At 62.4% G+C, this 25,887-nt stretch carries 25 protein-coding genes; 7 read left to right on the forward strand and 18 right to left on the reverse strand.

Translation table 11 applies throughout. From position 1 onward, the window contains the following. Positions 1 to 19: 19 nt before the first annotated feature. The 7 genes from tssG to C0Z16_RS18295 all read right to left on the reverse strand — a co-directional run bounded on the left by tssG (position 20) and on the right by C0Z16_RS18295 (position 6,927). A complete protein-coding gene (tssG, locus tag C0Z16_RS18265) occupies positions 20 to 1,114 on the reverse strand; it encodes a type VI secretion system baseplate subunit TssG (RefSeq protein ID WP_102633517.1) in 1,095 nt (364 codons plus the stop codon). Next, on the reverse strand, positions 1,078 to 2,916 hold the full coding sequence (gene tssF, locus C0Z16_RS18270; RefSeq protein ID WP_102633518.1) for a type VI secretion system baseplate subunit TssF: 1,839 nt from the start codon (positions 2,914 to 2,916) through the stop codon (positions 1,078 to 1,080). The genes tssG and tssF overlap by 37 nt, the downstream gene beginning before the upstream one ends. A gap of 105 nt (positions 2,917 to 3,021) precedes the next feature. Continuing rightward, positions 3,022 to 3,501: a type VI secretion system baseplate subunit TssE gene (gene tssE, locus C0Z16_RS18275; RefSeq protein ID WP_020070382.1), complete on the reverse strand. Its 480-nt coding sequence runs from the start codon at positions 3,499 to 3,501 to the stop codon at positions 3,022 to 3,024. An 85-nt stretch (positions 3,502 to 3,586) separates the two neighbouring features. Next, positions 3,587 to 4,090, reverse strand: coding sequence for an Hcp family type VI secretion system effector (locus tag C0Z16_RS18280; protein ID WP_102633519.1), 504 nt, complete (start codon positions 4,088 to 4,090; stop codon positions 3,587 to 3,589). Between the two features lie 72 nt (positions 4,091 to 4,162). Continuing rightward, positions 4,163 to 5,653: a type VI secretion system contractile sheath large subunit gene (gene tssC / locus C0Z16_RS18285; RefSeq protein WP_102633520.1), complete on the reverse strand. Its 1,491-nt coding sequence runs from the start codon at positions 5,651 to 5,653 to the stop codon at positions 4,163 to 4,165. Between the two features lie 14 nt (positions 5,654 to 5,667). Next, positions 5,668 to 6,216, reverse strand: coding sequence for a type VI secretion system contractile sheath small subunit (gene tssB, locus C0Z16_RS18290; RefSeq protein WP_102633521.1), 549 nt, complete (start codon positions 6,214 to 6,216; stop codon positions 5,668 to 5,670). 36 nt (positions 6,217 to 6,252) lie between these two features. Beyond that, a complete protein-coding gene (locus tag C0Z16_RS18295) occupies positions 6,253 to 6,927 on the reverse strand; it encodes a tetratricopeptide repeat protein (protein ID WP_167403541.1) in 675 nt (224 codons plus the stop codon). A gap of 372 nt (positions 6,928 to 7,299) precedes the next feature. On the opposite strand from C0Z16_RS18295, the gene tssJ reads away from it, so the two are divergent. The 3 genes from tssJ (at position 7,300) to icmH (ending at position 10,170) form a co-directional block, all read left to right on the forward strand. Next, entirely contained in the window at positions 7,300 to 7,926 is a 627-nt protein-coding gene (tssJ, locus tag C0Z16_RS18300) for a type VI secretion system lipoprotein TssJ (RefSeq protein WP_102633523.1), read from the forward strand. A 121-nt stretch (positions 7,927 to 8,047) separates the two neighbouring features. Further along, positions 8,048 to 9,394, forward strand: a complete 1,347-nt coding sequence (gene tssK, locus C0Z16_RS18305; protein WP_102633524.1) for a type VI secretion system baseplate subunit TssK — start codon at positions 8,048 to 8,050, stop codon at positions 9,392 to 9,394. Then, a complete protein-coding gene (icmH, locus tag C0Z16_RS18310) occupies positions 9,391 to 10,170 on the forward strand; it encodes a type IVB secretion system protein IcmH/DotU (RefSeq protein WP_102633525.1) in 780 nt (259 codons plus the stop codon). Before tssK ends, icmH begins: the two co-directional genes overlap by 4 nt. A gap of 72 nt (positions 10,171 to 10,242) precedes the next feature. Here the strand turns inward: icmH and zwf are convergent, their stop codons facing one another. From zwf to C0Z16_RS38390, 6 genes are all read right to left on the reverse strand, one after another. Beyond that, entirely contained in the window at positions 10,243 to 11,724 is a 1,482-nt protein-coding gene (gene zwf / locus C0Z16_RS18315) for a glucose-6-phosphate dehydrogenase (RefSeq protein ID WP_102633526.1), read from the reverse strand. A gap of 282 nt (positions 11,725 to 12,006) precedes the next feature. Then, positions 12,007 to 12,942 carry a bifunctional Delta(1)-pyrroline-2-carboxylate/Delta(1)-piperideine-2-carboxylate reductase gene (lhpI, locus tag C0Z16_RS18320; RefSeq protein WP_102633527.1) on the reverse strand — a complete coding sequence of 312 codons (936 nt, stop codon included), beginning with the start codon at positions 12,940 to 12,942 and terminating at the stop codon, positions 12,007 to 12,009. A 118-nt stretch (positions 12,943 to 13,060) separates the two neighbouring features. After that, positions 13,061 to 13,324, reverse strand: a complete 264-nt coding sequence (locus C0Z16_RS18325; protein WP_102633528.1) for a hypothetical protein — start codon at positions 13,322 to 13,324, stop codon at positions 13,061 to 13,063. An 80-nt stretch (positions 13,325 to 13,404) separates the two neighbouring features. Then, positions 13,405 to 14,046, reverse strand: a complete 642-nt coding sequence (locus C0Z16_RS18330; RefSeq protein ID WP_102633529.1) for a C39 family peptidase — start codon at positions 14,044 to 14,046, stop codon at positions 13,405 to 13,407. 49 nt (positions 14,047 to 14,095) lie between these two features. After that, complete coding sequence (locus C0Z16_RS18335; RefSeq protein WP_102633624.1) at positions 14,096 to 15,436, reverse strand: NAD(P)/FAD-dependent oxidoreductase; 1,341 nt, start codon at positions 15,434 to 15,436, stop codon at positions 14,096 to 14,098. Between the two features lie 279 nt (positions 15,437 to 15,715). Beyond that, on the reverse strand, positions 15,716 to 16,165 hold the full coding sequence (locus C0Z16_RS38390) for a hypothetical protein (RefSeq protein ID WP_175130690.1): 450 nt from the start codon (positions 16,163 to 16,165) through the stop codon (positions 15,716 to 15,718). Positions 16,166 to 16,271: 106 nt separating this feature from the next. Here C0Z16_RS38390 and C0Z16_RS18345 point away from each other — a divergent pair, with 106 nt between their 5' ends. After that, the gene (locus C0Z16_RS18345; protein ID WP_102633530.1) at positions 16,272 to 17,126 is read left to right on the forward strand and encodes a helix-turn-helix domain-containing protein; all 855 of its coding nucleotides are present in this window, start codon (positions 16,272 to 16,274) and stop codon (positions 17,124 to 17,126) included. A gap of 47 nt (positions 17,127 to 17,173) precedes the next feature. Here the strand turns inward: C0Z16_RS18345 and C0Z16_RS18350 are convergent, their stop codons facing one another. Further along, entirely contained in the window at positions 17,174 to 19,024 is a 1,851-nt protein-coding gene (locus C0Z16_RS18350) for an ATP-binding response regulator (RefSeq protein WP_102633531.1), read from the reverse strand. After that, entirely contained in the window at positions 18,994 to 19,533 is a 540-nt protein-coding gene (locus C0Z16_RS18355) for a molybdopterin-dependent oxidoreductase (RefSeq protein WP_102633532.1), read from the reverse strand. The genes C0Z16_RS18350 and C0Z16_RS18355 overlap by 31 nt, the downstream gene beginning before the upstream one ends. 274 nt (positions 19,534 to 19,807) lie before the next feature. On the opposite strand from C0Z16_RS18355, the gene C0Z16_RS18360 reads away from it, so the two are divergent. Then, on the forward strand, positions 19,808 to 20,755 hold the full coding sequence (locus C0Z16_RS18360; RefSeq protein WP_102633533.1) for a phosphoribosyltransferase: 948 nt from the start codon (positions 19,808 to 19,810) through the stop codon (positions 20,753 to 20,755). Positions 20,756 to 20,787: 32 nt separating this feature from the next. On the opposite strand, the gene C0Z16_RS18365 is transcribed toward C0Z16_RS18360, so the two are convergent. Beyond that, positions 20,788 to 22,491, reverse strand: a complete 1,704-nt coding sequence (locus tag C0Z16_RS18365) for an ATP-binding domain-containing protein (RefSeq protein WP_102633534.1) — start codon at positions 22,489 to 22,491, stop codon at positions 20,788 to 20,790. A gap of 218 nt (positions 22,492 to 22,709) precedes the next feature. Between C0Z16_RS18365 and C0Z16_RS18370 the strand changes: the two genes are divergently transcribed. Both C0Z16_RS18370 and C0Z16_RS18375 read left to right on the forward strand, forming a co-directional pair. After that, positions 22,710 to 23,336 (forward strand): glutathione S-transferase family protein, encoded by a 627-nt coding sequence (locus tag C0Z16_RS18370; protein ID WP_102633535.1) that lies wholly within the window; start codon positions 22,710 to 22,712, stop codon positions 23,334 to 23,336. 123 nt (positions 23,337 to 23,459) lie between these two features. Further along, positions 23,460 to 24,089: a Fur family transcriptional regulator gene (locus tag C0Z16_RS18375; protein WP_102633536.1), complete on the forward strand. Its 630-nt coding sequence runs from the start codon at positions 23,460 to 23,462 to the stop codon at positions 24,087 to 24,089. 93 nt (positions 24,090 to 24,182) lie between these two features. On the opposite strand, the gene C0Z16_RS18380 is transcribed toward C0Z16_RS18375, so the two are convergent. Then, positions 24,183 to 24,704: a response regulator gene (locus tag C0Z16_RS18380; RefSeq protein WP_102633537.1), complete on the reverse strand. Its 522-nt coding sequence runs from the start codon at positions 24,702 to 24,704 to the stop codon at positions 24,183 to 24,185. A 340-nt stretch (positions 24,705 to 25,044) separates the two neighbouring features. Continuing rightward, positions 25,045 to 25,872: a TetR/AcrR family transcriptional regulator gene (locus tag C0Z16_RS18390; RefSeq protein WP_102633539.1), complete on the reverse strand. Its 828-nt coding sequence runs from the start codon at positions 25,870 to 25,872 to the stop codon at positions 25,045 to 25,047. Positions 25,873 to 25,887: the final 15 nt, after the last annotated feature.

A 25,887-nucleotide genomic window follows, 5' to 3' on the forward strand; every position in this document is an offset into this window, starting at 1 on the left:
GTCGGTTCTATCGTAATGGTCAGTGAATCACGTGCAATTCGTAGCATGCGTCCGCGCGATCGCGGTCCGCATCTCGCGTGCAGAGAAACGCGTCCCAGCCGAGACGCGCGCCTTTGCTGAGGAGCGCCGGACCGACGGCTTCGCGGCGCAGCACCAGCAAGACTTCGTATTCGAGCGTGATACCCGCAAGCAGCGTGCGCATGCGCTCAAGCGCGACGGCGCGGTCGGCGCCGGGTAGAAAGGCCTCGTAGTCGGCCTTGTCGAGCGGACCGATTACGAGCCGCGCTCGCATGTCGCGCTGCCAGACGCGCTCGCCCGCCAGCGCTGTTGCGCCGAGCGTCGCATTGACGCTACCGAGCATGGTCAATTGATCGCGCGGCACGTCGTACCATTTGCCGACGAACTGCTCGACGCGCACCGGCACCTTGAAGTAGTCCGACAGCGTGCGTTGCAAATAAGCCGCCGACACTGGCCTGTGCCGCGCAGGCAGCGCATAGCCGGCTATCGCCTCATCGAATAGCGCGCCCTCGCCGCTTTGCAGACTGTTGCGCGTGTCATTGTCGGCAACGCCGGCAAGCGCGAGCAGTAACGGCAAATAGCGTTCATCGCGATCCAGTTCATAATGAAACGGCAAGCGGTACTTCTTCCACGCCGCGTAAAAAAGTGCGGTGGCGCGATTCGAAAAGACATCGAAGAATTCCCGCGCTGCACGGTCACGCTTGATCTGCTCACGCGCGATGATCTGCTCGGTGTAATGCAGCGGCAACGCGCCCTGCCCGCCCAGCAAACCGAAAAACGCCGGCGTGATGTCCACTTTCTCAAGCGAGCCGTCTGCGAGCGCCGCCGTGCGTTGCGCTTTCTCCTTTAGCGCGGCGCCTTCGTCGTCGTAAGATTGCGCGCTGTGAATTTCGCTCGGCGGAAACGACATCGACAGCGAATTGCGAAAGGCGATGCGCTGCGCGACGACCTCGCCCGAACGCCCGACAGGTGCCGGCGATTGCTGCGCGAACCAGTTCTCGAGCAGCCGCACCGCCTGAAAAAATTCAAAGCGATGCGGCTCGTCGAGAAGCTGCTCGACTACGCCAGGATCGATTCGCCGCTGCGCGGTTTGCATCGCAAGATCTCCTCGCCGGTGCGCTTCGACACGACGACCAGTTGCACAAAGCTGTTCAGATGCACGTACAGCCCAAAGAATGTGTCGATCACTCGCACGAACGAGGCGAGACTCGTACCGACAAAATGCTCTTCGTCGATGGTCAGGCGAATCTCGATGCCGCGTACGAATGTGGCGAACGGTTTGCCCGGCAGCCATTGCACGGCCGCGCGCTGCTCGATGCCCACGAGCCCGTCGATATGCCGCGCCGACACGGCCGTGCGCCGCAAATCGTAAAGCACGAGCATTTCTTTCAACGCGGACAGACCGCTATTCGCCAGCGACACATGGTTCAGCGCGAGATGCGAAATCAGCCTCCAATGCGCGGCGCGCCCGCGCTCGAAACGAACGCTCGGCGTAGGCCGGCGCAACATCGTAATGCTGCCGGTCAGCGAACCGCCTTCGAGAAACAGATCGCCGCCTTCGAGACCCACGGCGAGGCCGGCGGGCAAGTCGCGATTGGTACACGTGAGGTCGAGACTCAGCGTATCGGTTTGCGGCGCGGCCGGTTCGAAGTCGATATCGACAATCGAAATTTCAGTCTCATAGCCGGGGCTCTTTTGCGCGACCCAATCGTCGCGCCGCGCGAACCAGTAGTGTCCGGCGCGCGCCGCTTCGCCGTGATGCAGCGAGTAGAACGGCCGGAATTCGATGACCGATTCCTGATGCGCCTGCTGCCTGACGAGCTTCACCGAATCGATTGAATACACTTCGTATGCAAATGCGCGGCGTACCTCAGCAACGACCGGATACGAGATCGCCTGATGGCTCACACGAATCGGCTCGCCGTGCTGTTCGAACAGATTGACCACCGGCGTGCAGAACAGGCGGAAATGATGCGCGGACAACGCATCGAGCAAACGTGCGACATGCGAATCGCTGCGCACTTCTTTTAGCACGACATGCAGTGTCAGGCGCTGACAGCGGCCTGTCGCATGTGTCATTGCCGCCAGATCGAAGTCGGCGAAATTGAATTTCTCAGGGAATGCAAAGTACTCGGTCAACAGCCGGTAAGCCGGATGTGATTTGGCCGGATAGTCGATCAGCGCGTCGTTTTCGTCGAAGCCCGCCTGTGCGAGCGGCGTCGTACGCAATTGCTTCCATACGCCGCGCCTGTCGGCTTCGACATACGTGGCCATTGCATTGACGAACAGGCAATCCGCCAGCGCCGCAATGAACGACTGTTCGCCATGCAAATGCGTGCGCAATGTGCCAACTTTCAGTGCGGACAGATCGAGTTGCGTGGCGGTGGATTCGAAAGTGATCGACACAATAGCCGTGGCATTGCCCGGCAATACCGTCGCGCTCGGGGCCATGGCAACGGACGTGTACTTCGCCTCGGAGATCCGGACCGGCGCAAGCGTCACGTCGTACGCGGTACGGAAACGGCATTGCACACCGCGAATGGGCCGCGACTTGAGTTCAGTGCCGCGTTCGATCGTGACCGGCTCGGTCAGATGACTCAGCGCGGCCGAGCTTCCTAACTGCGCGATGGAGCACGATGGAAATGGCCGCAGATAATGCGGGTACAGTACTTCCAGCAGCGCTTCGGTGAATTCGGGGTAATCGTCGTCGAGCTTCTTGTTGATGCGCGCACCGAGTAGCGCGAAGGATTCGATCATCCGCTCGACGTGCGGGTCCTCGCAGTGCTCACCTGACATGGCGAGACGCGCCGCGATCTTCGGGTAGCGCTCCGCGAAATCGCGCGAATAGCGCCGCAAAAATGATAATTCGCGCTCGTAATACGGCAGCAATTCTTCCATCGATCTATCCCCGGACCCGAACCCTCTCCGCTTGAACTGTCATCACCGTTGCGCGTCGCGGCGGCGCTAAAGCGGTACTGAAGCCAAGCGGTATTAAAACAACTTCTACAGTTTCGCGCGTGCGCGCGTGACCGAGTATTGCAATGTGGACGGCTGTAACATTGCATCAAAACTCACCGGTTCTTCCGCCGGATGAACGACCAGCAGCGCCTGAATTGCAAAGTTCAGCGCATTAGTCGATTGTTCGTTCAGTTCGAGCGTGACCGACACTTGCTGTAGGCGCGGCTCATGCCGTGCAATGGCCTGTTGAATCGATTTGCAGATGAACGTGCGGTCATAATGACTCGCAAGACTCAAGCCGGCGAAATCGTTCAGACCGTACGTCAGCACCGAGCGCTGACATTCGGGCAACGCCGCCAGTTCATGCTCGGTTAGCGCGATACGCGTGTTCAGAATCGCCTCGACGTCGCGCGCGACGGTGCCCTTCAATTCCTCCAACGACAATTGCCGCATCGCCGGTGAAGCCGGCAGATGCGGTTCGTCGTCGAACAGCTTGTCGAGAAAGCTGGGTTCGAATCGTTTCATCGGCGTCCGAAGAAGCGGTTAGCTGCACCGTGCACGCCGTGCGCGGCAGCCCTTTCGGACCGCGCGCGCCGCGTGCGCCCGTGCATCAGACCGCGTACGTCTTGTCGTTCTTCGTCAGGCTCCACGCGCCTTGCGCGTTGCCGCCCTGGTTGCCGCCAATCTTCTGCTGTGTGTACTTCCACTGCACGGCAGCATACTTCAGCGAGAACTGTTCGCTCGGCAGACCTTCGCCAATAACGCTCGGTGTCACGCTCGAAATGATCACGTACTTCAGCTTCACTTCGAGGTACTTGATGCGATTGCCTTCGCCGTCCGAACGCATGAAGTCGATCGTGACTTCGTCGAACGTGGTACCGCCCGACGCGTGCTGATAGATCAGCGGGCTAACCACGTCGATGTCTTTCGTGAACTGCATGTCGGCGTGCTCGCAACGCTCGGACGTGTGGCCGCCCGCGGTCGAAGCCGTAGCCGAGCGCGGTTGCGTAATCGAGTGGCTCCACGAATCGATTTCGATCCAGCCAGCGTGATCTTTATCGGCGGACTCGCCTTTGATCGCCGGATTGCCGAATTTTAAATAGATGTCCTTCATAACTCATCGACTCCCCAAAGAGGTGGTTTTAACAGCTAACCCGGACGGCCAGCCCGGGCTTTCTGACTTCGTTTATGAATTGGCCGGTTTCGGCAGGTCGGCGACGAGCCGCAAGGAGATCGACAGTTCGTCGAGCTGGAAGTGCGGACGCAGGAACGCGACCGAACGGTAAGCGCCGGGTTTGCCCGGAATCTCCGAGACCTGGATGGATGCCTCACGCAGCGGGAACTGCGCTTTCTGCTCCTGAGTTGCGTTGTCATCCAGCAGCACGTACTGCGAGATCCAACGATTCAGGAAGACCTCCACGTTCTGTGCCGATGCAAAGCTGCCGATCTTGTCGCGCATCATCGCCTTCAGGTAATGCGCGACGCGCGATACCGAAAAGATGTACTGCAATTGCGCGGACAGTACAGCATTCGCGTTCGCGCTGTCGGTACTGTATTTCTTGGGCTTCTGCACCGATTGCGCGGCGAAGAACGCGGCGTAGTCCGAGTTTTTGCAATGCACGAGCGGAATGAAACCGAGGTCGCTCAGTTCTTTTTCGCGGCGATCCGTAATGGCGATTTCGGTCGGACATTTCAGCGCGACTTCGCCGTCGTCGGTCTTGAACGTGTGAGTCGGCAGGTCTTCGACCAAGCCGCCGCCTTCCACGCCGCGAATCGCGGCGCACCAGCCGAAGTCGTCGAATGCGGCTGTGAGGCGCGCAGCGAATGCCCACGCCGCGTTACACCACAGGTACTTGCTGTGATCCGTGCCGTCCACGTCTTCGACGAAATTGAAGCCTTCCGCCGTGGCGCCGTCTTTCGGATTGAACGGCAAACGGCCGAGAAAACGCGGCAACGTGAGGCCGACATAGCGCGAATCTTCCGAGTCGCGGAACGACTTCCACTTCGCGTATTCGACGGTATCGAACACCTTGCCGAGATCGCGCGGCTTGCCAAGATCGGCAAACGTTTCAAGGCCCAGCAACTCAGGCGAGGCCGACGCGATAAACGGCGCATGCGCGGCCGCCGCGACATGCGACATCTGCTCGATGAAATACACGTCTTCCGGCTGACGTGTTACCTCGAAGTCGCCAATGATCGTGCCGAACGGCGAGCCGCCGAACGTGCCGAATTCTTCTTCGTAGATCTTCTTGAAGAGCGCGCTCTGGTCGAATTCGATCGCGGTCTTGAAGTCGCGCACGAGATCGCGCTTGGACGCGTGCAACGCCTTGATCTTAACCGTTGCGCCGGTGTTGCTCTCCTTGCACAGATAGTCCAGACCGCGCCACGTGCTTTCCACGCGCTGGAATTCTGGCGCGTGCATTACCGCGCTCAATTGCGCGGAAATCAGGCGGTCGAGCTCGGCGACGCGTGCGTCGATTGTGGCCGACAGGTTGTCGGACACCACCACCGTGCCGTCGAGTACCTGGTGCACGAGTTCGCCGATCAAGTCCTTCGCGCGCGCATGTTCGGATTCGGACTTCGCCACGCGGCTTTTCTCGACGATCTGGTCGAGCAGCGTGGTTTCCGCACCGCTTTGCGCGGTGGCGAGTTGGGCTGCTGCCGTTTGCTGGTTCATCTCACACCCCGTACTTATTCGCCTTGCTTGTCGTGATCCGGCGCGCTGCCGTTCTGGTCCGCCGCGTTGCCCTGGTCTTTCGCCAACGTTTGCAACTGCTGCGTGTTGTTGAGCACTTCGGAGAGCAGATCTTCGAGCTTGTCATTGCCGGCGAGTTTGTTGCGCAGGTCGGCAAGCTTCGAACGTGCGTCGAGCAGACGCCGCAGCGGTTCGATTTGCGCGACCACTTCGTCCGGATTGAAATCGGCCACCGACTTGAAACGCAGATCCACAGCGAATTTGCCACCGGCTTCGCTCAGCCGGTTCTCGACCTGAAACGCCGCGCGCGGCTCGATCGCCTTCATCACGTCGTCGAAATTATCGCGGTCGATGCTGACGAACTTGCGATCGCGCAGCTTCGGCTGCTCGACTTCGGACTGCCCCGCCAGATCGGCCACCACGCCGACGACGAACGGCAGCTCCTTCACCTCGATCGCATCGCCGCGCTCCACCTCATAGGTGAGCTGCACGCGGGGCGGCCGCACTTTTTGCAAGCGTTTTTGTATGCTTTCTTTCTTCGCCATCGTCGGCTCCCGAATGCTGATGGTGAGGCATGTGAATCAGCGCAGCGCGCTGAACGGATCGGACGCGCCGCCGCTTTGCGCGGCTTTGGCGGGCGCTGTGGGCGCCGCCGGGGCAGGAACCGCCGCGGCGGCCGGAGCCGCGGCGCTGGGGCTCGCTTCCGGCGCTTCGGCAGCCTTGCTTTTTGCGACGCGGCGAATCACACGCTTTTTCTTCACAGCCGTCTTGTCGTTCGGGTCGGGCGGGAACAGCGTGGCCTCGCCGAGCGTGTCGCGCAACTGCCTGGCAAGCGCCTGCGCGTCCGACTTCGCGTCGCCCGCGAGCGACGCGTCCTGACGCAATTCGCCGAGCGATTGGGTGGCGACGCGCAGACCGGCCACGGCGAGAACGCTCTTTGCCTGACGGTCGCTCTGATCGCGCTGCAGCGCTTCTTGCGCGGCGACGATAGCCTGACCGTAATGACCTTGCGTGAACTGGATCTGCGCAATGCGCGACCACGGTTCCTCGCGTGTCGGATCTGATTTGGAAAGCTGCTGATAAAGCGCGATAGCGCGATCCTGATCGCCGCCTTTCGCGACGGTATCGGCATCCGCGAGTTGCTTATTAAAAGCCTCCGGTGTGGTCGCCGCGTTGTTGCCCTGTGTCGCGCAACCGGCCATCACGCCGCATGCCAACACAACCCCAGATAGTTTTACTAACAGACGGTCATTCATCGTTTATCACCGACGTGCGAATTTTTTAATTCAAGGAGAAACCGGAGTTTTGCTTTGCTTCAAGTGCGCGGGTATAGTACAGGCCAATTTTCGATAATTCAACTTTCATGTGAAGAAGCATTGCACGAAAAAAATCCGCGTGGATCTTTAAAACGAAGCATGCAGAAATTGTTTCCTGGCGCAATAGTGGAATCTGGTCTCCGGAAAAAATTGCCACTGACAGACGGCGAACCCGGTGTGCGCCAGGAATTACATGCGTGCTGCATGGCGCGGCAGTAAACGGCATAAAGCGGCATTAGTTGCTGAAATTTTGCCGAAATCATTTGGTTATTGATGTTTAGACGGGGGACGGCGGCCAGCCGGTCGGAGTATATGAATTCGCGTCTTGTTCGCCACGCATCGTTATTGATTGCAAATGCCTCCTTTTGCGCGCTGCTGGGCGGTTGCGCCGCCGGCGTGACCGTGCTCGGAGCCGCTGCCAACGCGGCTTTGCAGGCGAGCGGCCTCGGCAAGCCGGAATTGCCGGACGCGCAGAAGCCACCGCGCAATGTCGGTCTCACGTTATATGCGGCGCCCAATCTGAACGCGGCAAATGACAAACGGCCATTCGCACTAGTGGTGCGGCTTTACACATTGAAAGATCCCACTTCATTCCAGCAGGCGCCATTCGATGCATTTACCGATCCGGCGAAGGAAAAGACCATACTCGGCGGCGATCTGCTGGGCGTGCGTGAAGTGACGCTGATCCCGGGCCAACGTTACGTTGTTACCGAAAAGGTATCGCGTGAAGCGCAGGCATTCGGCATCGTCGCTCTATTCCGCGACCCGGCCATGCAGCGTTGGAAATTCGCCTTCGACCCGGCGAAGTCGGAGAAATCCGGCATAATGATCGGCCTGCATAACTGCGCAATGACGGTGACCAACGGCACGGTGATCCCGCCAGAACAGGGATTGCCCGCGCAGCCGCTAAATATGCTTTCTTCGGTTAGCTGCGGTTAGAAGATGCCGGGAAAGATGCCAGGAGAATGCGATTTAACATTTTCTAGAGAATTAACAATGCGACGCTCGAATGCGGTTATTCCGGGCGCGCTGCACGCTGAACCCATATAACAGGTTTGAGATGAGTTATTCCGCAAAAGTGCTCTGGGGGGAAGGCCTGTTTCTGCGGCCGCAGCATTTTCAGCGTCAGGACGCCTATCACGAGGCGCGCCTGTTCGAGTCGATTCAGGCCATTCAGCCGTACAACTGGGGTGTGCGCTCGGCGCGCTTCGACCGCGACGCGCTCGGCAGCAACGTGCTGCGCATGAGCGAACTGTCGCTGGTGTTTCCCGACGGCGCGCTGTATTCGGCGCCGCAAGCGGACGAGCTGCCGCCGCCCATCGCCCTGGACACGTTGCCGGACGGCATCAACGAATTCACGTTTTATCTTGCGCTGCATCCGTTGCGCGAGACGGGCGCCAACTATTCGCAGGACAGCAACGCGGGCTTCGTGTCGCGTTACGTGAGCGAGCAGACGCCGGTTGCCGATCATTTCACCGATGCCGCGGAAGCCGACATCACGTTCCTGAAAACCAGCGTCAAACTGATCGCGCACAGCGAGCCGCGCGACCAACTGCTGTCCGTGCCGCTTGTGCGCGTGCGCCGCACCGCCACGTCGGGATTTGAAATCGACGACAGCTTCGTGCCACCGTGTCTTGCAATCGACGCCTCGCCGGTCCTGCATCAGCGGTTGCGCCAGCTGATCGACGCGTTGCAGGCCAAGGTTAATGCGTTGTACGGTTTCCATCGGGAGCCGACCAAGAACATCATCGAGTTCCGTTCGGGCGACATTGCGTCGTTCTGGCTGTTGCACACCGCGAGTGCGGCGTTCGCATCGCTCGCGCATCTGTATCAGCATTCGGCGCTGCATCCCGAGCGGTTGTTTCAGGAATTACTGCGCCTCGCCGGCCAGTTGATGACATTTTCGAAAGGCTATGCGCTGTCCGACCTGCCGGCTTATCGTCACGACGATCCGGGTCCCGGTTTCGCGCGGCTCGATACGATCCTGCGCGATCTGCTCGAAACGGTGATCTCCGCGCGCTACTTCGCGATCGCGCTCGAAGAAGTGCGCCCGTCGTTCCATGCGGGCCGACTCGATTCCGGCAAGATCGACGACAAAACGCTGTTCTACATTGCCGTATCCGCCGACATGCCCACCGCGGAACTCGTCGAAGCGGTGCCGGCGCGCTTCAAGGTCGGCGCGCCGGACGACGTCGACAAGCTCGTGCTGTCGGCCATGCCGGGCGTGCGGCTCGTCTACACGCCGCAAGTGCCGCCCGCCATTCCGGTAAGGCCGGGCGCGTGCTACTTCTCGTTCGAATCGCGCGGCGCATTGTATGACCGCATGCTGCAAGCGCAATCCGCAATGATCTATGCGCCTTCGGGCATCAACGATCTTCAACTTGAACTGATCGCCGTCACATCATGAGCTACGCGCCTTCCCTCTTCGGCGGCAGCACGCCTGCCGCGACGCCCGCCCCGGCGACCGAGCCGAGCTATCAGGTCCGCTCGCTGCTCGACCTGCTGTACGACGGCTTCTTCATGCTGTTCCTGCTGAAAAACGGCCGCGAACCTGGCGACGCGCACGAATTCAGTCAGCGCATCCAGCAGTTTCTCGGCGACTTCGAGCGCGGCGCGAAAAAGCTCAATGCCTCCGCGGACGATGTCTACGCGTCCAAGTTTGCGTTCTGCGCGGCGATAGATGAGTCGGTGTTGTCGTCCACGTTCAAGATCCGCACGGAATGGGAGCGGCGGCCGCTACAACTGGTGCTGTTCGGCGAACAACTCGCGGGAGAAAAGTTCTTTCAGTACCTCGAGGAATGCCGTGCGCAAGGCGCCGCGCGTCTGCAATCGCTGGAAGTGTTCCACATGTGCCTGCTGCTCGGCTTTCAAGGCAAATATTTGCTGGAAGGACCGGAGAAGCTCGCGTATCTGACCGCGCGCATCGGCGACGAAATCGCGCATATGAAGGGCAAGCGTGCGCCGTTCGCGCCGCATTGGCCGCTGCCGGATCAGGTCGCGCACCGTCTGAAGCGCGAAGTGCCGTTGTGGTCGATCGGCGCGGTATTCGCGCTGGTTGGACTGCTGGCCTATCTTGGCCTGAACACGTATTTGCGCGATCAGACTTTGCGCACGTTGGCGCCGTATTCACAGGTGGTCAAGCTCGGGCCGCAGTCGGCCACGCTGACCATTTCGCTGCCCTGACGTCAGTCCGATAACGAAAACGGCCCGCATTATTCAGTGGGCCGTTTTGCATTGCGCGACAGAAAGAACCGCTTACTGCGACTCTTCCGCCCAGACGGCATTTTCGCGCGCCATCAACGCCGTCGACGCAGCTGGCCCGAACGTTCCCGCGGTGTAGTTGCGCGGCCGCTCGCCTGACTTCGCCCAGCCGTCCAGAATCGGCTCGGCCCACGCCCAGGCGGCTTCCAGTTCGTCGCGGCGCATGAAGTGCGTCAGACGCCCGCGAATCACGTCGATCAGCAGACGCTCATACGCTTCCGCGCGGCGCTCGGTGAAGGCCTGCTGCAAATCGAGGTTCAGATTCACCGGCAACATGTGCATGCCGCTGCCCGGCTCTTTCGCGAGCATCTGCAACTGGATCGACTCCTCCGGCTGCAACTGGATCACGAGACGGTTGCCGTAATTGCGCCCGCCGCTCGGAATGATTGAGAACGGCAGTTCGGAGAATTCGATGACGATCTCCGAGACCTTCTTCTGCATACGTTTGCCCGTGCGCAGGAAAAACGGCACGTTGGCCCAGCGCCAGTTATTGATATGCGCGCGCAACGCGACGAACGTCTCTGCGCGACTTCCGGCCGGCACGTTTTCTTCCTGGAGATAACCCTTCACCGCCTCGCCGTCCACTGCGCCCGCCGTGTACTGGCCGCGTACGGTATCGCGAGCAATGTCCTCGGGCGTCATGGGCCGCAGCGAGCGCAGCACCTTGAGCTTTTCGTCGCGGACCGCGTCGGGATCGAGCGAGACCGGCGGCTCCATCGCGACGATGCACAGCAATTGCAGCAGGTGGTTCTGCACCATGTCGCGCAACGCGCCGGTTTTGTCGTAGAAGCCGGCACGACTGCCCACGCCAACGGTTTCCGCGACCGTGATCTGCACACGCTTGATATACGGCGCCTGCCACAGCGGGCCGAAAATCGGATTGCCGAAGCGCAGCACCATCAGGTTCTGCACGGTTTCCTTGCCGAGATAGTGGTCGATCCGGTAGATCTGCGCTTCGCTGAAATGCTTGCCGACCGCCGTGTTGATCTCTTGCGCGGACGCGAGATCGTGACCCAGCGGCTTCTCGAGCACGACGCGCGATTTCTCGTCCACCAGCCCCGCCGACGACAGGTTCTCGCAAATGTTCATGAACAGATCCGGCGACGTCGCCAGATAGAACACGCGGCGCACGCCGTCACGCGACGCTTCCTTCAGCCGCTGATAGTCTTCGGCCGAGTCGACGTCCATGCGCACGTATTCGAACAGCGCGAGAAATTTGTCCCACGCGGCGGCATCGAACGCTTTCTTCTCGATGAAGGGCTTGGCCTTCTGCTCCATGAACTCGTTGATGTACTCCTCGCGCGACCAGGGCTTGCGTCCGATCGTGACAATGCGCGTCTCCGGCGGCAGATTGCAGTGCAGATGCGCCATGTAGAGCGCGGGCAGCAGCTTGCGAAACGACAGGTCGCCGGTGCCGCCGAAAATGATCATGTCGAGCGGAAGGTCGGGAATGGGTGAAGCGTGTTGGGTCGTCATAGCGCGGTCGCAGCGTCGTGGGAAGGAAGGCGTCGATAAGGCTAAAGGTCAGGCAAAGACAGAAAAACTGATGCACGGTCTGAGGAGACGCACGTCGGAAGATTTTCTGGCAAACGCCTATGGTGCAACGTTTTCCGATTGTTTGCACGGCAACATGTGCCGCAGGTTGGCGCAATTTGCCAAACCGCTTCGGCAAAGGCCTGTTTTCAAGCCGTTTTACTCTATCGGCGACTATCGGCGACTATCGGCGGGCTCGCGCGCCGCCGCTTCGCTCGAACGGGGTCACACGCTCGACAACGCCTCGCGCGCAACGCGGCATGCCGCCAGATCCCACGCCGCACAGCCGACGCTTTTGAACACAACGGGTGTTTGCGCCGGCACGGGTGCCTCGTTGCTGAGGATTGCGGCGATGCCCTGCACGCCTGCCCAATCCACGCCCGCCTGGATGAAATCGCCGGCCTCGTGTTTCGCGCCGGCCTGGTCGTCGACGAAAAGCGCGCTGCCCGCAATCGTTCGCGCGCCGATCTCGACCATTTCAGGCGTGAACGCGCCGACGCCGATCACGAGCCGACCGGCGCGCGGCGCTTCGTCGTAGACCGGTTGCCGGCTCGTGGTCAGCGCAATCACCGTATCGACCGAATCGGGAAGCGCAGCATCAGGCTCGGCAAGCGGCCGGACCTCGAATGCCTTGCCGCCATGCGCGGCGCAAAACGCTTCGGCGCGCGCCGGCGCGCTGCCCTTCACCCACACGCGCGCGTCGGGAAAAAGCTCGCCAATCGCCTCGAGATGATTGAGCGCCTGCGTGCCGGTGCCGATCAGCAGGAATTCCCGCGGTGTGACCGCGGCAAACGTCTTCACGCCCAGCATGGACATGGCCGCGGTGCGGCGTCCCGTCACGGTCGGCCCGTCGAGAATGAATAGTGTCTCCCCCGTGTCGGCGTCAAACGCCATTACCTGGCCGTGGATGGTCGGCAGGCCGCGCGCGCCGTTGCCCGGGCAGACGTTGACCAGCTTGTGGATTGCCAGATCGGGCGCCGTAGCGGGCATTGACAGCAAAATGCCGCCCTCGTTGAGCGGCACGACGAGCCGCTCGGGACTCGCAATGCATTGCTGCGCATAGTCGATGGTCGCGCGCTTCAACGCGTCGACGAGTGCGGCATAGGGTATGAGCCGCGCGGTCGCGGCGGCGTCGAAGATCTGCGTAGTCGGGCGGGTCATGAGCGGATGTTTTATTCGCAGTCGGGAAGAAGCGATTCTACGACGCCCACCGCGCCGCCGGGTCGCATCCGAGACGCGCGATACAAACGGCTGCGGTGACGCTCCAGTCAAAGTGAACTCACTGCGCCCCGCCTGGATCGCCGCTCTTGTCGCCTGACTTCTTGCCGTCCTTGAACATTGCGCGGCAGGGCGGACTGAGTTCGTCGATGTGCTGCGTCATGCAGGCCGTGATCTTCGCTTTGTTCGGGATGTAGGCCGAACAGAAATGCATTGCGTCGCGGCGGCAGGCCTTGGCCTGCTCGTCGTGGGTGGCAGCATGGGCCGCGGTGACGGCGCTGAGTGCGAAAAAACCCGCAGCAAGCCAGGCGCTGGTTCGATTCATGCCGGATCCTGTATCGCAAATGTCGATACGACGTTTCAGCAGAAAACGGACCTGATCAATCGCACTCCTGGCCGCCCGCGCTACGTGCCAAGCGCTCCGGTCCGGCTGAGCGTCATGCCGCGGCCGGCGTAGAAGCGCGCCATCGTGGCGAACGGCAGGTAGACGTCGGCCTGTTGCGGCGCGATGCCCGAAGGGTTGTGAAACCATACGCCGACCGAATCGCGTCCATGCAGCAGAATCAGATGCCCGCCCTGCCGCTGATTCGGCCGCTCGGGGTAACGGATCTCGGGGCTCACGGATGCGATGGCAAGCGTCTGCCGATCCAGGCGCGCGGCAATCTCTTCGAGCGGCGCTTGCGGCAGCACGTCGACGTGCACACCGAATGCCTCGCTCACCCACGTCGCAAACGGGCGATAGATCAAACCGTCGACGCCGCCGTCGTCCCTCATGCGATACACGCCATGCCGCAACGCTTCGTCGAGCAGCGCGGCGCGCGGCGGGTGTTCGATACGCCAGTAATCGAGAGCGGATTCGAGGCATGTCAGGCCGCAGAGGCGTTTCGCCCAGAAGCGATACCGTTGCGGGTCCGGGAAGCCGCTCTTTCGCCAGCCGGGATCGTCGCAAGGATCGCCCTGCTTCTCGACGATATGACGAACCCATTCGGGACTGCCCCATTGCGTGTGGTACGGCACGCCGGCGTGGCGCAAAGTGAGTTCTTTCATGCGTGCGCGATGTGTGCGAAGTACGAGGGATGAAAACAGTGAGGCGCCTTCACAGCATGCTGCGAGGCCGCTGCATGGTGCCGTCGACAAACCGCTGCAAACGGAACGCCGACAGATCCAGCGAAGCGTGTGCGCCGTCGGTTATTTCCGCCAGCAGTTTGCCGACGATCGGGCCCATCGCGAAACCATGGCCGCAGAAGCCCGTCGCAATCGTGAGGCCGCTGACTTGCGGCGGCGCATCGATCACTGGAATACCGTCGGGCAGCACGTCGATCAGACCCGCCCACGATTCGACCACCTGTGCGTCCTTCAACGCGGGAAACAGCGCGCGCAGTTTCCTCAGCGCGCGCGGCGCATGGCTCACGTTGGGCTGCGGATGCGGATCGCGCGGATGCAGCACGCGCTCGCTCTGCGGCACGAGACCCGGCAGACGGTCGCGCAAGTCGCGCAGGCAGGCGCCGTTCAGATGGAAGCTGAACTTTTCGCGCTGACTCCACAGTTCAGGCAGAAACCATTTCAGCGCGCGAAAATGCCCGAGCGTCATGTCGACGTCGACCTGCATGTCGTCGGCGAGATTGATTGCGCCGTTCGCGCGCTGCCGCACGCCGAGCCCGTGGCCCCAGAACGTGGACGCCGTGACGCGCGGCAACGGATTCGTGCGCATGCAGGTGCCGCGCACCGCCTGCTGCGGCAACTCGAGACCCAGCGTTTTGAGCAGGCGCCAGCTACTGGCACCCGCCGCGCAGATGAAGCGCGACGTACGGACCGTGCCGCGCTCCGTCACCACGCCGGCAATCGCGCCGCCCGCGCGTTCCACGCCGAGTACGCCGCAGCCTTCGAAAAACAGCGCGCCGGCTTCGGCCGCCCGCGCCGCGAAAGCAGCAGCGGCGCGTCGCGGTTCGGCCTGACCGTCACTCGGGGTGTAGAGGCCGCCGAGCGCCGGACCTTGCATGCCGGCCACCACCGTGTCGAGCTGCTTGCGGTCGAGCGTGCGCGTATCGAGCCCGTGCTGACGCGCGACGTCCATCCATTGCTGGAACGAGGTCCAGTCCGCTTCGCCGGTAGCGACGTAAAGGCAACCGCCCTGACGCCATTCGAGATCGAAATTCAACTCGCGCTCGAGCGTTTTCCAGAGCGGGATGCTTGCCATCATCAGCGGCACTTCGGCGGATTCGCGGCCCTGCTGGCGCACGAAACCCCACGCTCGCGACGACTGCTGCCCCGCGATACGCGATTTGTCGAGCACGACGACCGACAGCCCGCGCCGCGCAAGATAGTAAGCGGCGGCGCAGCCGATGATGCCCGCGCCGGCAATCACCACATCGGCATGTTTCGGAAACGGTTGATCGCCGGCAGTGAAGCCGGCATGCAGCGGATAGGTCGTCGTCATCGGGCGAAGGGTTTTAAGCGTGAGCCTGATCTTCGCAGGCGAACCCATTGACCGCAATGCCGGTTGCTCAAAAATTCTGTCCCGAGCCCCGTCGCAGCAGGCTTTCGCGACGGATGAGGTCACCTTGCCAATTATCTGCCGGACGAATATTTGGCGAATATTCGCCAGACAGACAACTTCATTCGCCCGCTGGCGGAGGCCACTACCGGCTGACACCGCTTTACGACGTCATGTCGATCTGGCCGGTCGACGGCAATGGTCCGAACCAGTGGTCCTGGTTCAAGGCGCGTCTAGCGATGGGCATGTGGTCGCGCAGCAAGCACGACGCTTTTCCCGACGTGCTTGCTGCGCCACTTCAACACCATGGCGCTCAAATGCTCGTATGGCGCCAGCGCCGAACCGCTGATCCAGCGGCTGATCGAGCAGAGCCCCGAGGTGATCGAGCGGTCCCGGCGCGGAATTGCCCGAACGGTTCCCGGCCGGAGTCGCCGAGTGGATCTTCAAGGGCCTCGACAGCTCGGCCGCAAAACCGGCGAAGATGCCCGCGTGCCAGGCAGGCTTGAAGTCCTTCGGTGGATGTGGCCCGGTTTCATCGGTAAAATGCATTTGATGTGAAATGCATAAGAAGCGCAGCGATACGACCGCCGCAGCTGTCGGATTTTCGGCTTGCTCTGACAGACGCAATAGCGCCAATACAAAAACCCTGACCGCGATGGTTTTACGGTACATTTGCTGTCCCCCGCGTACCCTGCGTCACTGTGCGTCTGATGCATGGCCGAGTTACGCCTGCCGTATCGCCCCCACAGCCCTTTAAGACGGCGGATCCTCACGCAGTATGACCAACGAAACACACTCACCAGACTCCATCGCAGTCGCCGAGCGCGTGCGCGAGTTGATGAGCCGGCACGGAATCGGCAAGCGACAGCAGACCACAGAACTTTGCCGCATCCTCGATCTGAGCTTTTCGCAAGGGCACCGTAAGCTGCGCGGCAATAGCCCGTGGACCCTGTCGCAAATCAAGAAGGTCGCAGAAGTGTACGGCGAGCCCGCCGCGCAGCTATTCGGCGCGCAATCGCTCGATCCCGGCATGGTCGGCGCCATCGCGCAAGAGGCGGTGTTCTGCATCGGCGCTATCGAGCTGCCTTGCACCGCCTGGGTCGGCGCGGCGCTTGAGCCGGGCAGCCGGCCGGAATTCGTCGCTTACTCGAAGCTCGGCCAGTGGCGCGTGGCGCGTCATGACGGCGCGCTGTATCAAAGCGCCTACGAGGTCCACAAGATCGAGATCTACCCGCGCCGCGCGGAAACGGACAAGCCGACCATCGCCGTGGTCGACGACGATCAGGCCAGCGCCGACAATCTGCGCGACTACCTGGAGCGCAGCGGTTTCACGGCGGTGGCAATCTACGGACTCGCCGCTTTCGCCGAGCAACTGCAAACGCAGGTATTCGACGGCATCGTGATCGACTGGCTGTTCGGCTCGCAAACCTCGGCGGCCGCGATTCGCGCGGTGCGCGCGTCGGAAAATCCCGATGCGCCGATCTTCGTGCTGACGGGCGAATTGCTGACGGGCAAAGCGAGCGAATCCGAGATCAGCCAGGTGATCCGCAATTACGACGTTGCCTGCTATGAAAAGCCGGCGCGCATGGCGATTCTGGTGGCCGATCTGTCGAAGCGGCTGAACCGGCCCTGAAGCGCGCCTGAACCGCTGCTCAAGCGGCGTTGCTGGCCCGCGCCGTCTCAGACGGTATTCCGTGAAGCCAGCGCACGCTGCAACGCGTTGCGTAGATCTTCGTAATGTACCGGCTTTAACAACGCTTCGAAAAACGGCGGCGTGCCGCCCTCTCCCTGATCCGCTTGCCCCACGCCGGCCTCGGGCGCATAAGCGCTGACCACGATCACCGGCACGCCCGACGACGGCCCGCCGCGCGCGGCGAGATCCGCGAGAAATGCGTAGCCGTCGCGCTCCGGCATATGCAGATCCAGCAACACGACGTCGCAGCGGCGCGCGTCGAGCCAGGCGAGCGCGTCGTCGGCGTTGGCGACCGCGTGGGCGTCGAACTCCATATGCGCGACCATTTCGCTGAGCGACTCGCGAATCAGCCGGTTATCGTCGACGATCAGCACGCTCGGCCGCGCGCCGTCCGCCCCCGCACGCGTGGTCACGCCCGGCGCATGCGCAAGCGCGACCGGCGTAACCGGAATCGTCACCGTGAAGGTCGTGCCCTCGCCCAACGTGCTCGCCACTTCGACGGTGCCGCCGAACAGCCGCACGAGTCCCTGCACGATTGTCAACCCCATGCCCGCGCCTTCGAAGCGGCGCGTGCGCGAGCTGTCCAGCTGCGTGAACTCCTCGAAGATGAGCGGGATCTGCGCCTGCGGCACACCCGGCCCCGTGTCGCTGACGACAAAGCTCAGCAGCGCCGGCCGTTGCATCAACTTCACGCGCACGGTGCCGGTTTCTGTATAACGGATCGCGTTGGTGACGAGGTTATTGACGATCTGGCGAATGCGGTGCGGGTCCGAATCGACAACGCCGCTCACGCCGCTCGCCTCGCTCTCGAGCTTCAGGCCGCGCGCGGCGGCGGACATCGCATGTTCGTCGACGATCGACGCCAGCAGTTCGCGCGGCTCGAAATGCTCGTGACGCAGTTCGAGCTTGCCGGCGCCGAGACGCGCGTAGTCGGTCAGGTCCTTCATCTGCGCTTCAAGATGCCGCGCCGCGGTTTCGAGCCGGTGGATCACCTTGCGATCGGCTTCCGAGTGATAGTTGAAGCCGAGCAATTCGATCGACGACACGATCGCATGCAAGGGCGTGCGCAGCTCATGACTGATCATGCCGAGAAACGCGTCTTTCGCGAGACTCGCCTCGCGCGCCGCGCGGCTCGCCTGGTGCTCGGCTTCGAGCGCCGCATGCTGCTGATGCATGAGACGCGTACGGCGCCGGCCGTTGAGTACGAGCAGGAGCGTGGCCGCCGCGGACAGCAAAAGCAGAAGCAGGCCGCCGGCAAACAGCAGCCGGCGCTTGTCGATGAAATCGCGGTTCATCGCCTCGCGGTCCGCGACATCGGCGAAACGGCGGCTCAGCGCGAGATCGTTGACTTCGTTCCAGTGCTGGCGCAATAGCGCGACGATCCCGTTGACACGGCGGCGGTCTGTCGGCAACGCCGCAACCTCGGGCGCAAGACCGGTCAGCATACGATCGAGCGCGTGGATTTCATCCAGTTGCCGTTGCAGCAATGCGACCTGCGTGGTGAGCCGGCGCGTCGAGCCTTCCGTCACGTGCAGTTTCGATTGGAGCAACTGGTAACGCAATGTGAGCCGCTGAAAATCGTCGTCGACACCCGCCTGATACAGCAGCAGTTGAGTTTCGAAGCGCGCGTAGGCGATTTGCAGTTGCGCCGCGTCCCAGTAGAAGCCGTCGTACGAGCCGGTCAGCGGCTCGGTCGTGCGCGGATTGAGCAGGTTCGCGTAGAGCAGATAGCCGATTGCGCCGGCGGGCGCCGCAAGCGCGGTCAGCCAGATCAGCACATAAAGAATACGGCGCCACGGACGGCGCTTTATTTGATGATGAGTGCCTTGATCTGCCATACGAATTTCGAATCGCCCGAAGCGCCCGCGAGTTCCGGGAACGCGTCGCGCGGATAGATGAGAAACAGAGGCCCGAAGTCGCTGATCTTCAGACGCCGGCCGTTCATGCTGTACGCCACCACCACGCCATAGCGGTCGCAGTCCGATACCGGAACCGTGTAGGTGTAGTCGTCGAGCGTATGGATTTCAACCTGCGTGCCCTGCGCGCCGACCGTCTTCAGAATATCCGCGAGCAGCGGTCCTGTGAAGGTGGAGCGCGGCGTCCAGGTGGTCGCTGTCGTGATGGAATGGGCCGGCAGCGCGAGCAGTTGCGCCTCGTCGAAGCGATAGGAACGGTGGGCCGCGTCAGTGCTCTTGCCAATTTTGCCTGTGACCTCGAGCGACAACGCCGCCGGGTCCGTCTGCGCCTGCACGCTCCACGCGGCCAGCGCGAACATCAACCCCATTGCCCGGCGCGCGCTGGCATACGCGCTGAACCTGCCTTGCATTGTTGCGGTCACCTTGGTCATTTGCTTTTTTATCCGTGGTCTATTTTTCTTGCGACGACGCCGCCCTCGCGGAACACCTTGCCTCACGTTGGCTCCGATTGGCTCCGATTGGCTCGGACTGGGTCGGACTGGCTATACGCGCGTCACCCCGACGCGCGATCGTCGAACGGCATGCATAATATCGTCAAAATTCGTTGTCTCAAAAAACGAAGACCCGCCGCCGCGCTCGCCGCACAGGCGCGTGGCGCATTCGGAGGCAGTCTTCTCACCCGCCTTACGCGACCCGACGAGCGTCATGAACAAGCCGGTTTTGCCCCTCACGTACGAGCAGCTCGATCACTGGATTGAATCGCTGCAACCCACGTTGCTTGCGGAAGATTTTGCGATGGCGATCGGCATTCTGCGCGGCGGCGCGCCGCTCGCGCTGATGGTTTCGCACTCGGCCGGCACGCCGGTCGCATTTCTGCGCTACGACCGCGCGTCGCGCAAGGTCGCGTGGGACTCGACGCTGCCGATTCCGCCTGCCGGCTCGAAGGTCCTGCTATGCGAGGACATTGCGGGCCGCGGCTTTACGCTTGCCGATTGCATCGCGTTCCTTCAGCAACAACGCCTCGACGTAAAGACGCTGACCGGCGCGGTCGACGACCTGAGCCGCACGCAGCCCGATTATGCGATCGATGCGCGCGGCTACTTCGCGCTGTTTCCATGGGAGCGCCAGGCCTACACGCAGCGTTATCGCGACGACTGGGCGCGGGTCGAAGCCGGCGACGCGCCCGCGATGGCGGACGATCACGAATATGCGACCTACGCGATCGACCTGGACGGGATCCTGCTTCCCGACGTGCCGCTGACACGCTACGACGAAGATCTCGCGGCAGCATTGCTCGAACGCGACGCGCTGCTGCCGTTCGACGTGCTGCCGGGCATCGACCTGCAACGCGTTCGCACGATCATCACCGGCCGGCCGGAAACGGACCGCGCACGCACGCTGGCGTGGCTCGAGCGGCACGGCTTCGGCCATATGCAACTGGTGATGCGCACACCCGGCACGCACGACGAAAGCCCAGCCGGCGCCGCCGCTCACAAGGCGGCCGCGGCACTCGCGGGCGGCGTCACGCATTTCGTCGAAAGCGATCCGGTGCAGGCCTTGCTGATCGCGCAGCAAGCGCCGCTCTTGCGCGTGATCTGGTGGGATGCGCATACACGCACCGGCATGCTGGTGGGCGCGCGTGCGTGGACCTGAACACGGACGTTCGCGCATGCATCCAAGGCACTTCAGGCTTCGCGCACCTCTTTGTTGTCTTTGCTGTCCTTGTTCTCCTTGCCGTCGCGCAGATGCAGATGCCGCGCGGCGCGCTGCGAGGCGACGATGATCAGTTTCATCGTCGCACGCGTCGCCCCGACGAACAGCTTGCGCGCGATGCGCTCGTCGAATGCATCGAAATCGACTTCGGTCAGAATCACGCACGGCGCGGCCTGGCCCTTGAAGCGGTAGATCGACTCGAATAGAACGTCGCCGTCGCGATACTCTGGATTGCCAAACAGATCGTACTTGCCGGTGAAGCTGCGCAGCCGGTGCGGGCCGAGATGATCGTGCGCGGTCATCGCGGAACCTTCGCGTCCGCGAAACGACAGCACCGCGATGTCCTGTTTGCGAAAGCCGAGCGACAGTGCCTGCGTGATGGCGCGTTTGGTCGCGTCGATGCTGCCTTCGACGGCGTTCGCTTCGTCATAGACAGACAGGGCAATGTCAGAGCCGTCGAACGGACTGCCCGACGCCAGCGCCGCCGCGACAGGCACCGACGCGCCGACCACCTCGCGCACATAATCGAGAATGTCGCGCGGGCTGCGATAGTTGGTGGTTTCCTTCAACGTGGTCCAGCCGGGCAGTGCTACCGGTTCCCGCATATAGAGATTCTGCAGCGGATCTTCGAGCCACCACCACGCGCCGCCGGGACGCAACAGGCGTTCGAGCGCGGCGACCCACGGCTGCTGGAAATCCTGGCCTTCGTCGACGATCAGCACATCGAATTGCCAGCGCGCTTCGATCGTCGTTCCGGCGAACATCGCTTCGAGCTGATCGAACACTTCGCCCGACTGGAAATCGGGCTTGCGGCCCGCATCGCGTGCAATCCAGTCGCACAGTTGGTGATAGTTCGCCACCTTCGCCTCAGGCGGCGCGACGCGCGCGATGTGATCCGCCAACGGCCGGTTGAAGCACACATACAAAGGACGCTGGCCGCGCGCCACGGCGTCTTTCATCACCTGCACCGCGAGTTGCGTCTTGCCGGAGCCGGCCGTGCCGATCACGCGCAAGCGAAACGGCGAGAAGTCGAGCCGCCGCGCCCACGTGGCAAGACCGCCCGAGAGCCGCGTGACGAGCGTGCCCGCCTGGCCGACGAGCGCGCTCGCGTCGGGCGTGAGCGCGAGTTCATCGGCGAGAAAGTGATGGATTTTCGGCGCGCAAGCGAGACGCGGCTCGTCGGCCGGCAACGCTTCGCGAATTACCGCGGCCAGCCGGTCACGGCGGGTCGCATCGACGATTCGCGCGGGATTTACGCCGGCAATCGCGGCGTCCTTCACGATATGGTCCGGGCAGTACAGCAGTTCCTCGATAAAATACGTGCCGGCGCCGAACGCGGCAGTAAAACGCCGATGCAGACTTTCGATGGTGTGCGCAAGCGCGATCGCCACATTGCGCTCGGTCTGCAGATAAACCTTGACGAGCCCCTTCGGCGTTTCGCGCAGAAAGCCGGTTTTCTGTTCGACGATCATCACGCGCCCCGCCGGACTGACGATCACGAAGTCGGCCTCGCCGAACACCGAGAAGTTCTGGTTGAGCCGCGTCCAGTGCACGCCGTGATAGACGGTGTAGTTATCGGGAAGCGCCTGTTCCAGTAGCGCAAGCGTTTCGCGCTCGCGCGCCGCCGCGCCGGTAGCGGCGAGGCTCTTCCAGTCGTCGGGGACAATGCGGGCCATGCGGTGCCTCGTCGTATTTCGGTGCGCTCATTGTACGCAACGTAGGAGGGTGCCCGACCTGGTTCACGCCGGTGCGGGCGCCGGTGCCCGCGCCGGTGCCCACGCCGGTGCCCGCGCCGGTGCCCATGCATCCAAACCCATGCGCATCGTGTATCGTTACTGGCTGAACGCCGCGCGCGAGGTGCGGCTTGCCAACTGCCGACAAAAGGATTAACCGGATGATTACGATCTGGGGACGAACGAACTCAGTCAACGTGCAAAAAGTGTTGTGGTGCTGCGATGAACTGGTGCTGCCGTATGAGCGCATCGACGCCGGCATGCAGTTCGGCCGCAACGACGAACCCGCCTACCTTTCGATGAACCCGACCGGCAAAATTCCCACGCTGGTCGACGACGACTTCGTGCTGTGGGAATCGAACTCGATCCTGCGCTATCTGGCGCTGCAATACGGCGCATCCAGTCCGCTCTATCCGGCCGAACCGAGACTGCGCGCGAGCATCGACCGTTGGCTGGACTGGTCGCTGTCCACGCTGCAACCCACGGAGCGCCCGGTGTTCTGGACGCTGGTGCGCACGCCGCCCGAACAGCGCGACGCGGCGAGACTCGCAGAACACATCCGCGACGTCACTGTGCTGTGGCACCTGCTGGACACTCATCTGCAAGGGCGCTTCTTTGTGGAGAGCGACAAGTTCACGCTGGCCGATATCGTGATCGGCGCCTACGCGAAACGCTGGTTCGGCCTTCCCGGCGTCGAGCGTCCTCCGCTGCCCAATGTGGAGCGCTGGTATTCGCGCATTGCAACGCGTCCGGGGTTCAAGAAATACGTCGACTTTCCGTTGACGTGAGTCGACCAGGCCGTGCGGCTTTCGCGCTGAAGCGTCGGGCTCCGCTGCCGGGCACGACCGCAGTGCGCGGCCGCTGCGACGCAAGCCGCCGCAGCAGAAGGCGTTGACCTTTATAATCGACGCATGAAGAACGCCAAGTCCGCCGCGAACGCCGCCAATACCGCGACCACAGCCAGTCCGGGGAAAACGGAGAAAGCTGCCTCCGCCGCTTCCGCTCACGCACATGCTCACGAGCCGGGGCATATGCATGACGACTCACAAGAAGCCGCGCTCGCCCTCGCGGAAGAATATTGCCGCGAACGCGGCGAGAAGCTCACCCCGATCCGCCGCAAAGTGCTCGAATTACTGCTGAATTCGGGGCGCGCCACGAAAGCCTATTCGCTGCTCGACGAAATGCGCCAGATTCATCCCGGATCGGCGCCGCCCACGGTTTATCGGGCGCTGGACTTCCTGCTCTCGGCGGGACTCGTGCATCGGATCGAATCGATTAACGCGTTCACGGTCTGCCACGACCTGACGCAATGCCAGCACGGGATTCTGGTGGTGTGCCAGCAATGCGGCAGCGTCACCGAACTGCATCAGCCGAAGCTGCGCCAGGCGCTCGTCGCGCAAATTGAAGATGCGGGCTACCGCATCGCGAGCGATGAAATCGAACTGAAGGGATTGTGTTCCGCGTGTCAGGCGGTGGAAGCGGCCGCAGCGGCCGGAACAGCTTCACAGGCGGGATCGACGGTGCCCGTCGCCGCAAAATAACGGCGATTCTTGTGATAAGCGCGGCGCAAACGCTCTCTGCCTTTGCGCCCCGGTCGCGTTGCGCTTCGCTTGGCCCCGGTTTCGCGTGACCCTTCAACGCGCCGCACGTGCACCAATGGCGTCGTGCAGCAACGTCACCAGATCTTCCGGGCGAGCCGGCTTGGTCATGAAATGCTGGAAGCCTTCGCCGATGCTTCGCAGGCGGTAAGCGTCGTCTGTATGGCCCGTCAGGGCCACCGCCACGGAAGGCGCGTGATCGCCGCGAATTTCGTGGTCGCGCAGTCGCTGGATCAGATAAAAGCCGTCCATGGCGGGCAGTTCGAGGTCGCATACCACCGCATCCGGCAGCAGCCGAACGGCCGCTTCGACACCCTCTTCCGCATCCGCCACCGCGACGACGTTTGCACCTTCCGCTTCCAGTAACAAGGTCAGCGATTCGCGGCTGTCCGGGTCGTCTTCTACGAGCACGATCGTGGCCTGATCGAGTCTCAATGCTCCGTTCATTTTCTGTTGTTGCTCTAAAAGTCCGGTTAGGCCGTCAGACATGGCCAACGTATCGCCCTGCTGTTCGTGCTGCTTGCCGCCGATTTGCGCGGCCGCGGTGTTGCTGTTCATGGTTCGAACTCGAATTCATGTGCCGAGTTGCAGAAGGCGCACGATTGTAAACCTGGCCGTAGGCAACGCGCGCACGGTAACGCGCCAAAATTGCACGTCGATGAAAAAACGGCTCCCGGCGCCTTGCTCCGCGGCAACCGAGGCCGGCACCCAACTTCGCCAGGCGGCGCGTGCGGTCCATCGCACGAGGCTTGCCGCCACGGCATCTTTGCGTGTTTCCTGCATTGATTTCTTCTGCGACGCCTGCAGCCCCCGTTTGCGCGACGCTCGCATTCATCCCATCGGTAGCACGTTATGTGCCGCGGATCCGGGCGCAAAACAAGGCATGAAGTTGCCTGAGTCAGTCCGCTTTCCTCGGACCTATTCCCTGCACCAGCAACGCGACGGCGTGACGGGCTATCTCTTCGCCGCCGATCTGGCGGCGTTGCGGATCGTTGCGCCATAGCCTGGATGTGGCCAGCGGCAAGACCGTCAGCCCGAGCAGCGTGACCAGGACGAGCGACGGCTCGAGCGCCGGATTTAAACGCCCTTCTTTCTGCCATCGCTCGATGGACGCCAGCGACGCCTTCTGATGCCCGTCGCCGAAGCGCTCCTGCATGCGCTGACGCAGCAGGCCGCTGTCGCTCATGACTTCGCGCACCCATAGCGACGCAAACCAGGGACAGTCCACCGCGGCTTGTACCATCCGCCGCGCAAGCTGCGAAATGGCCGCCACGGGATCGTCGGCATGCTCCTGGAACGGCACGCCAAGGCTCGCGCGTAACGGGCCGAAACGCTCGTCGATCAGCACATCTAGCAGTTGATCGCGCGTCTTGAAGTAGTAATGCATCATGGCCGGCGTGAAGCCGGCTTCACGCGCAATCTCGCCGAGCGTCGTGTCGACGATGCCCTGCCGGGCGAACAGCGCAAGCGCCGCGTCCAGCAGACGATTGCGCTGCTCCGGACCGCGCGCCGCGCCTGACGGTCTGCCCGGGCGCCTCCGGGGCGCAGCTTGTGACGCGGGTTTCGCCGAAGCTTTTTCCGCAATGTCGGTTGCGACGTCTGCCGCAGCGTGCGTCGCAACACTCGCCGTAGGGTCCGCCGTCTTGCGCGCCTTCACCGCGACCGCGCCGCGTGACTCACTCTTCGCGCTGCGCATCTTTTTACCAACCGACGGAATCGTTGCCATTGCACTCGTTTGACG

Source organism: Paraburkholderia rhynchosiae (genome assembly GCF_002879865.1).
Lineage (GTDB): Bacteria > Pseudomonadota > Gammaproteobacteria > Burkholderiales > Burkholderiaceae > Paraburkholderia > Paraburkholderia rhynchosiae.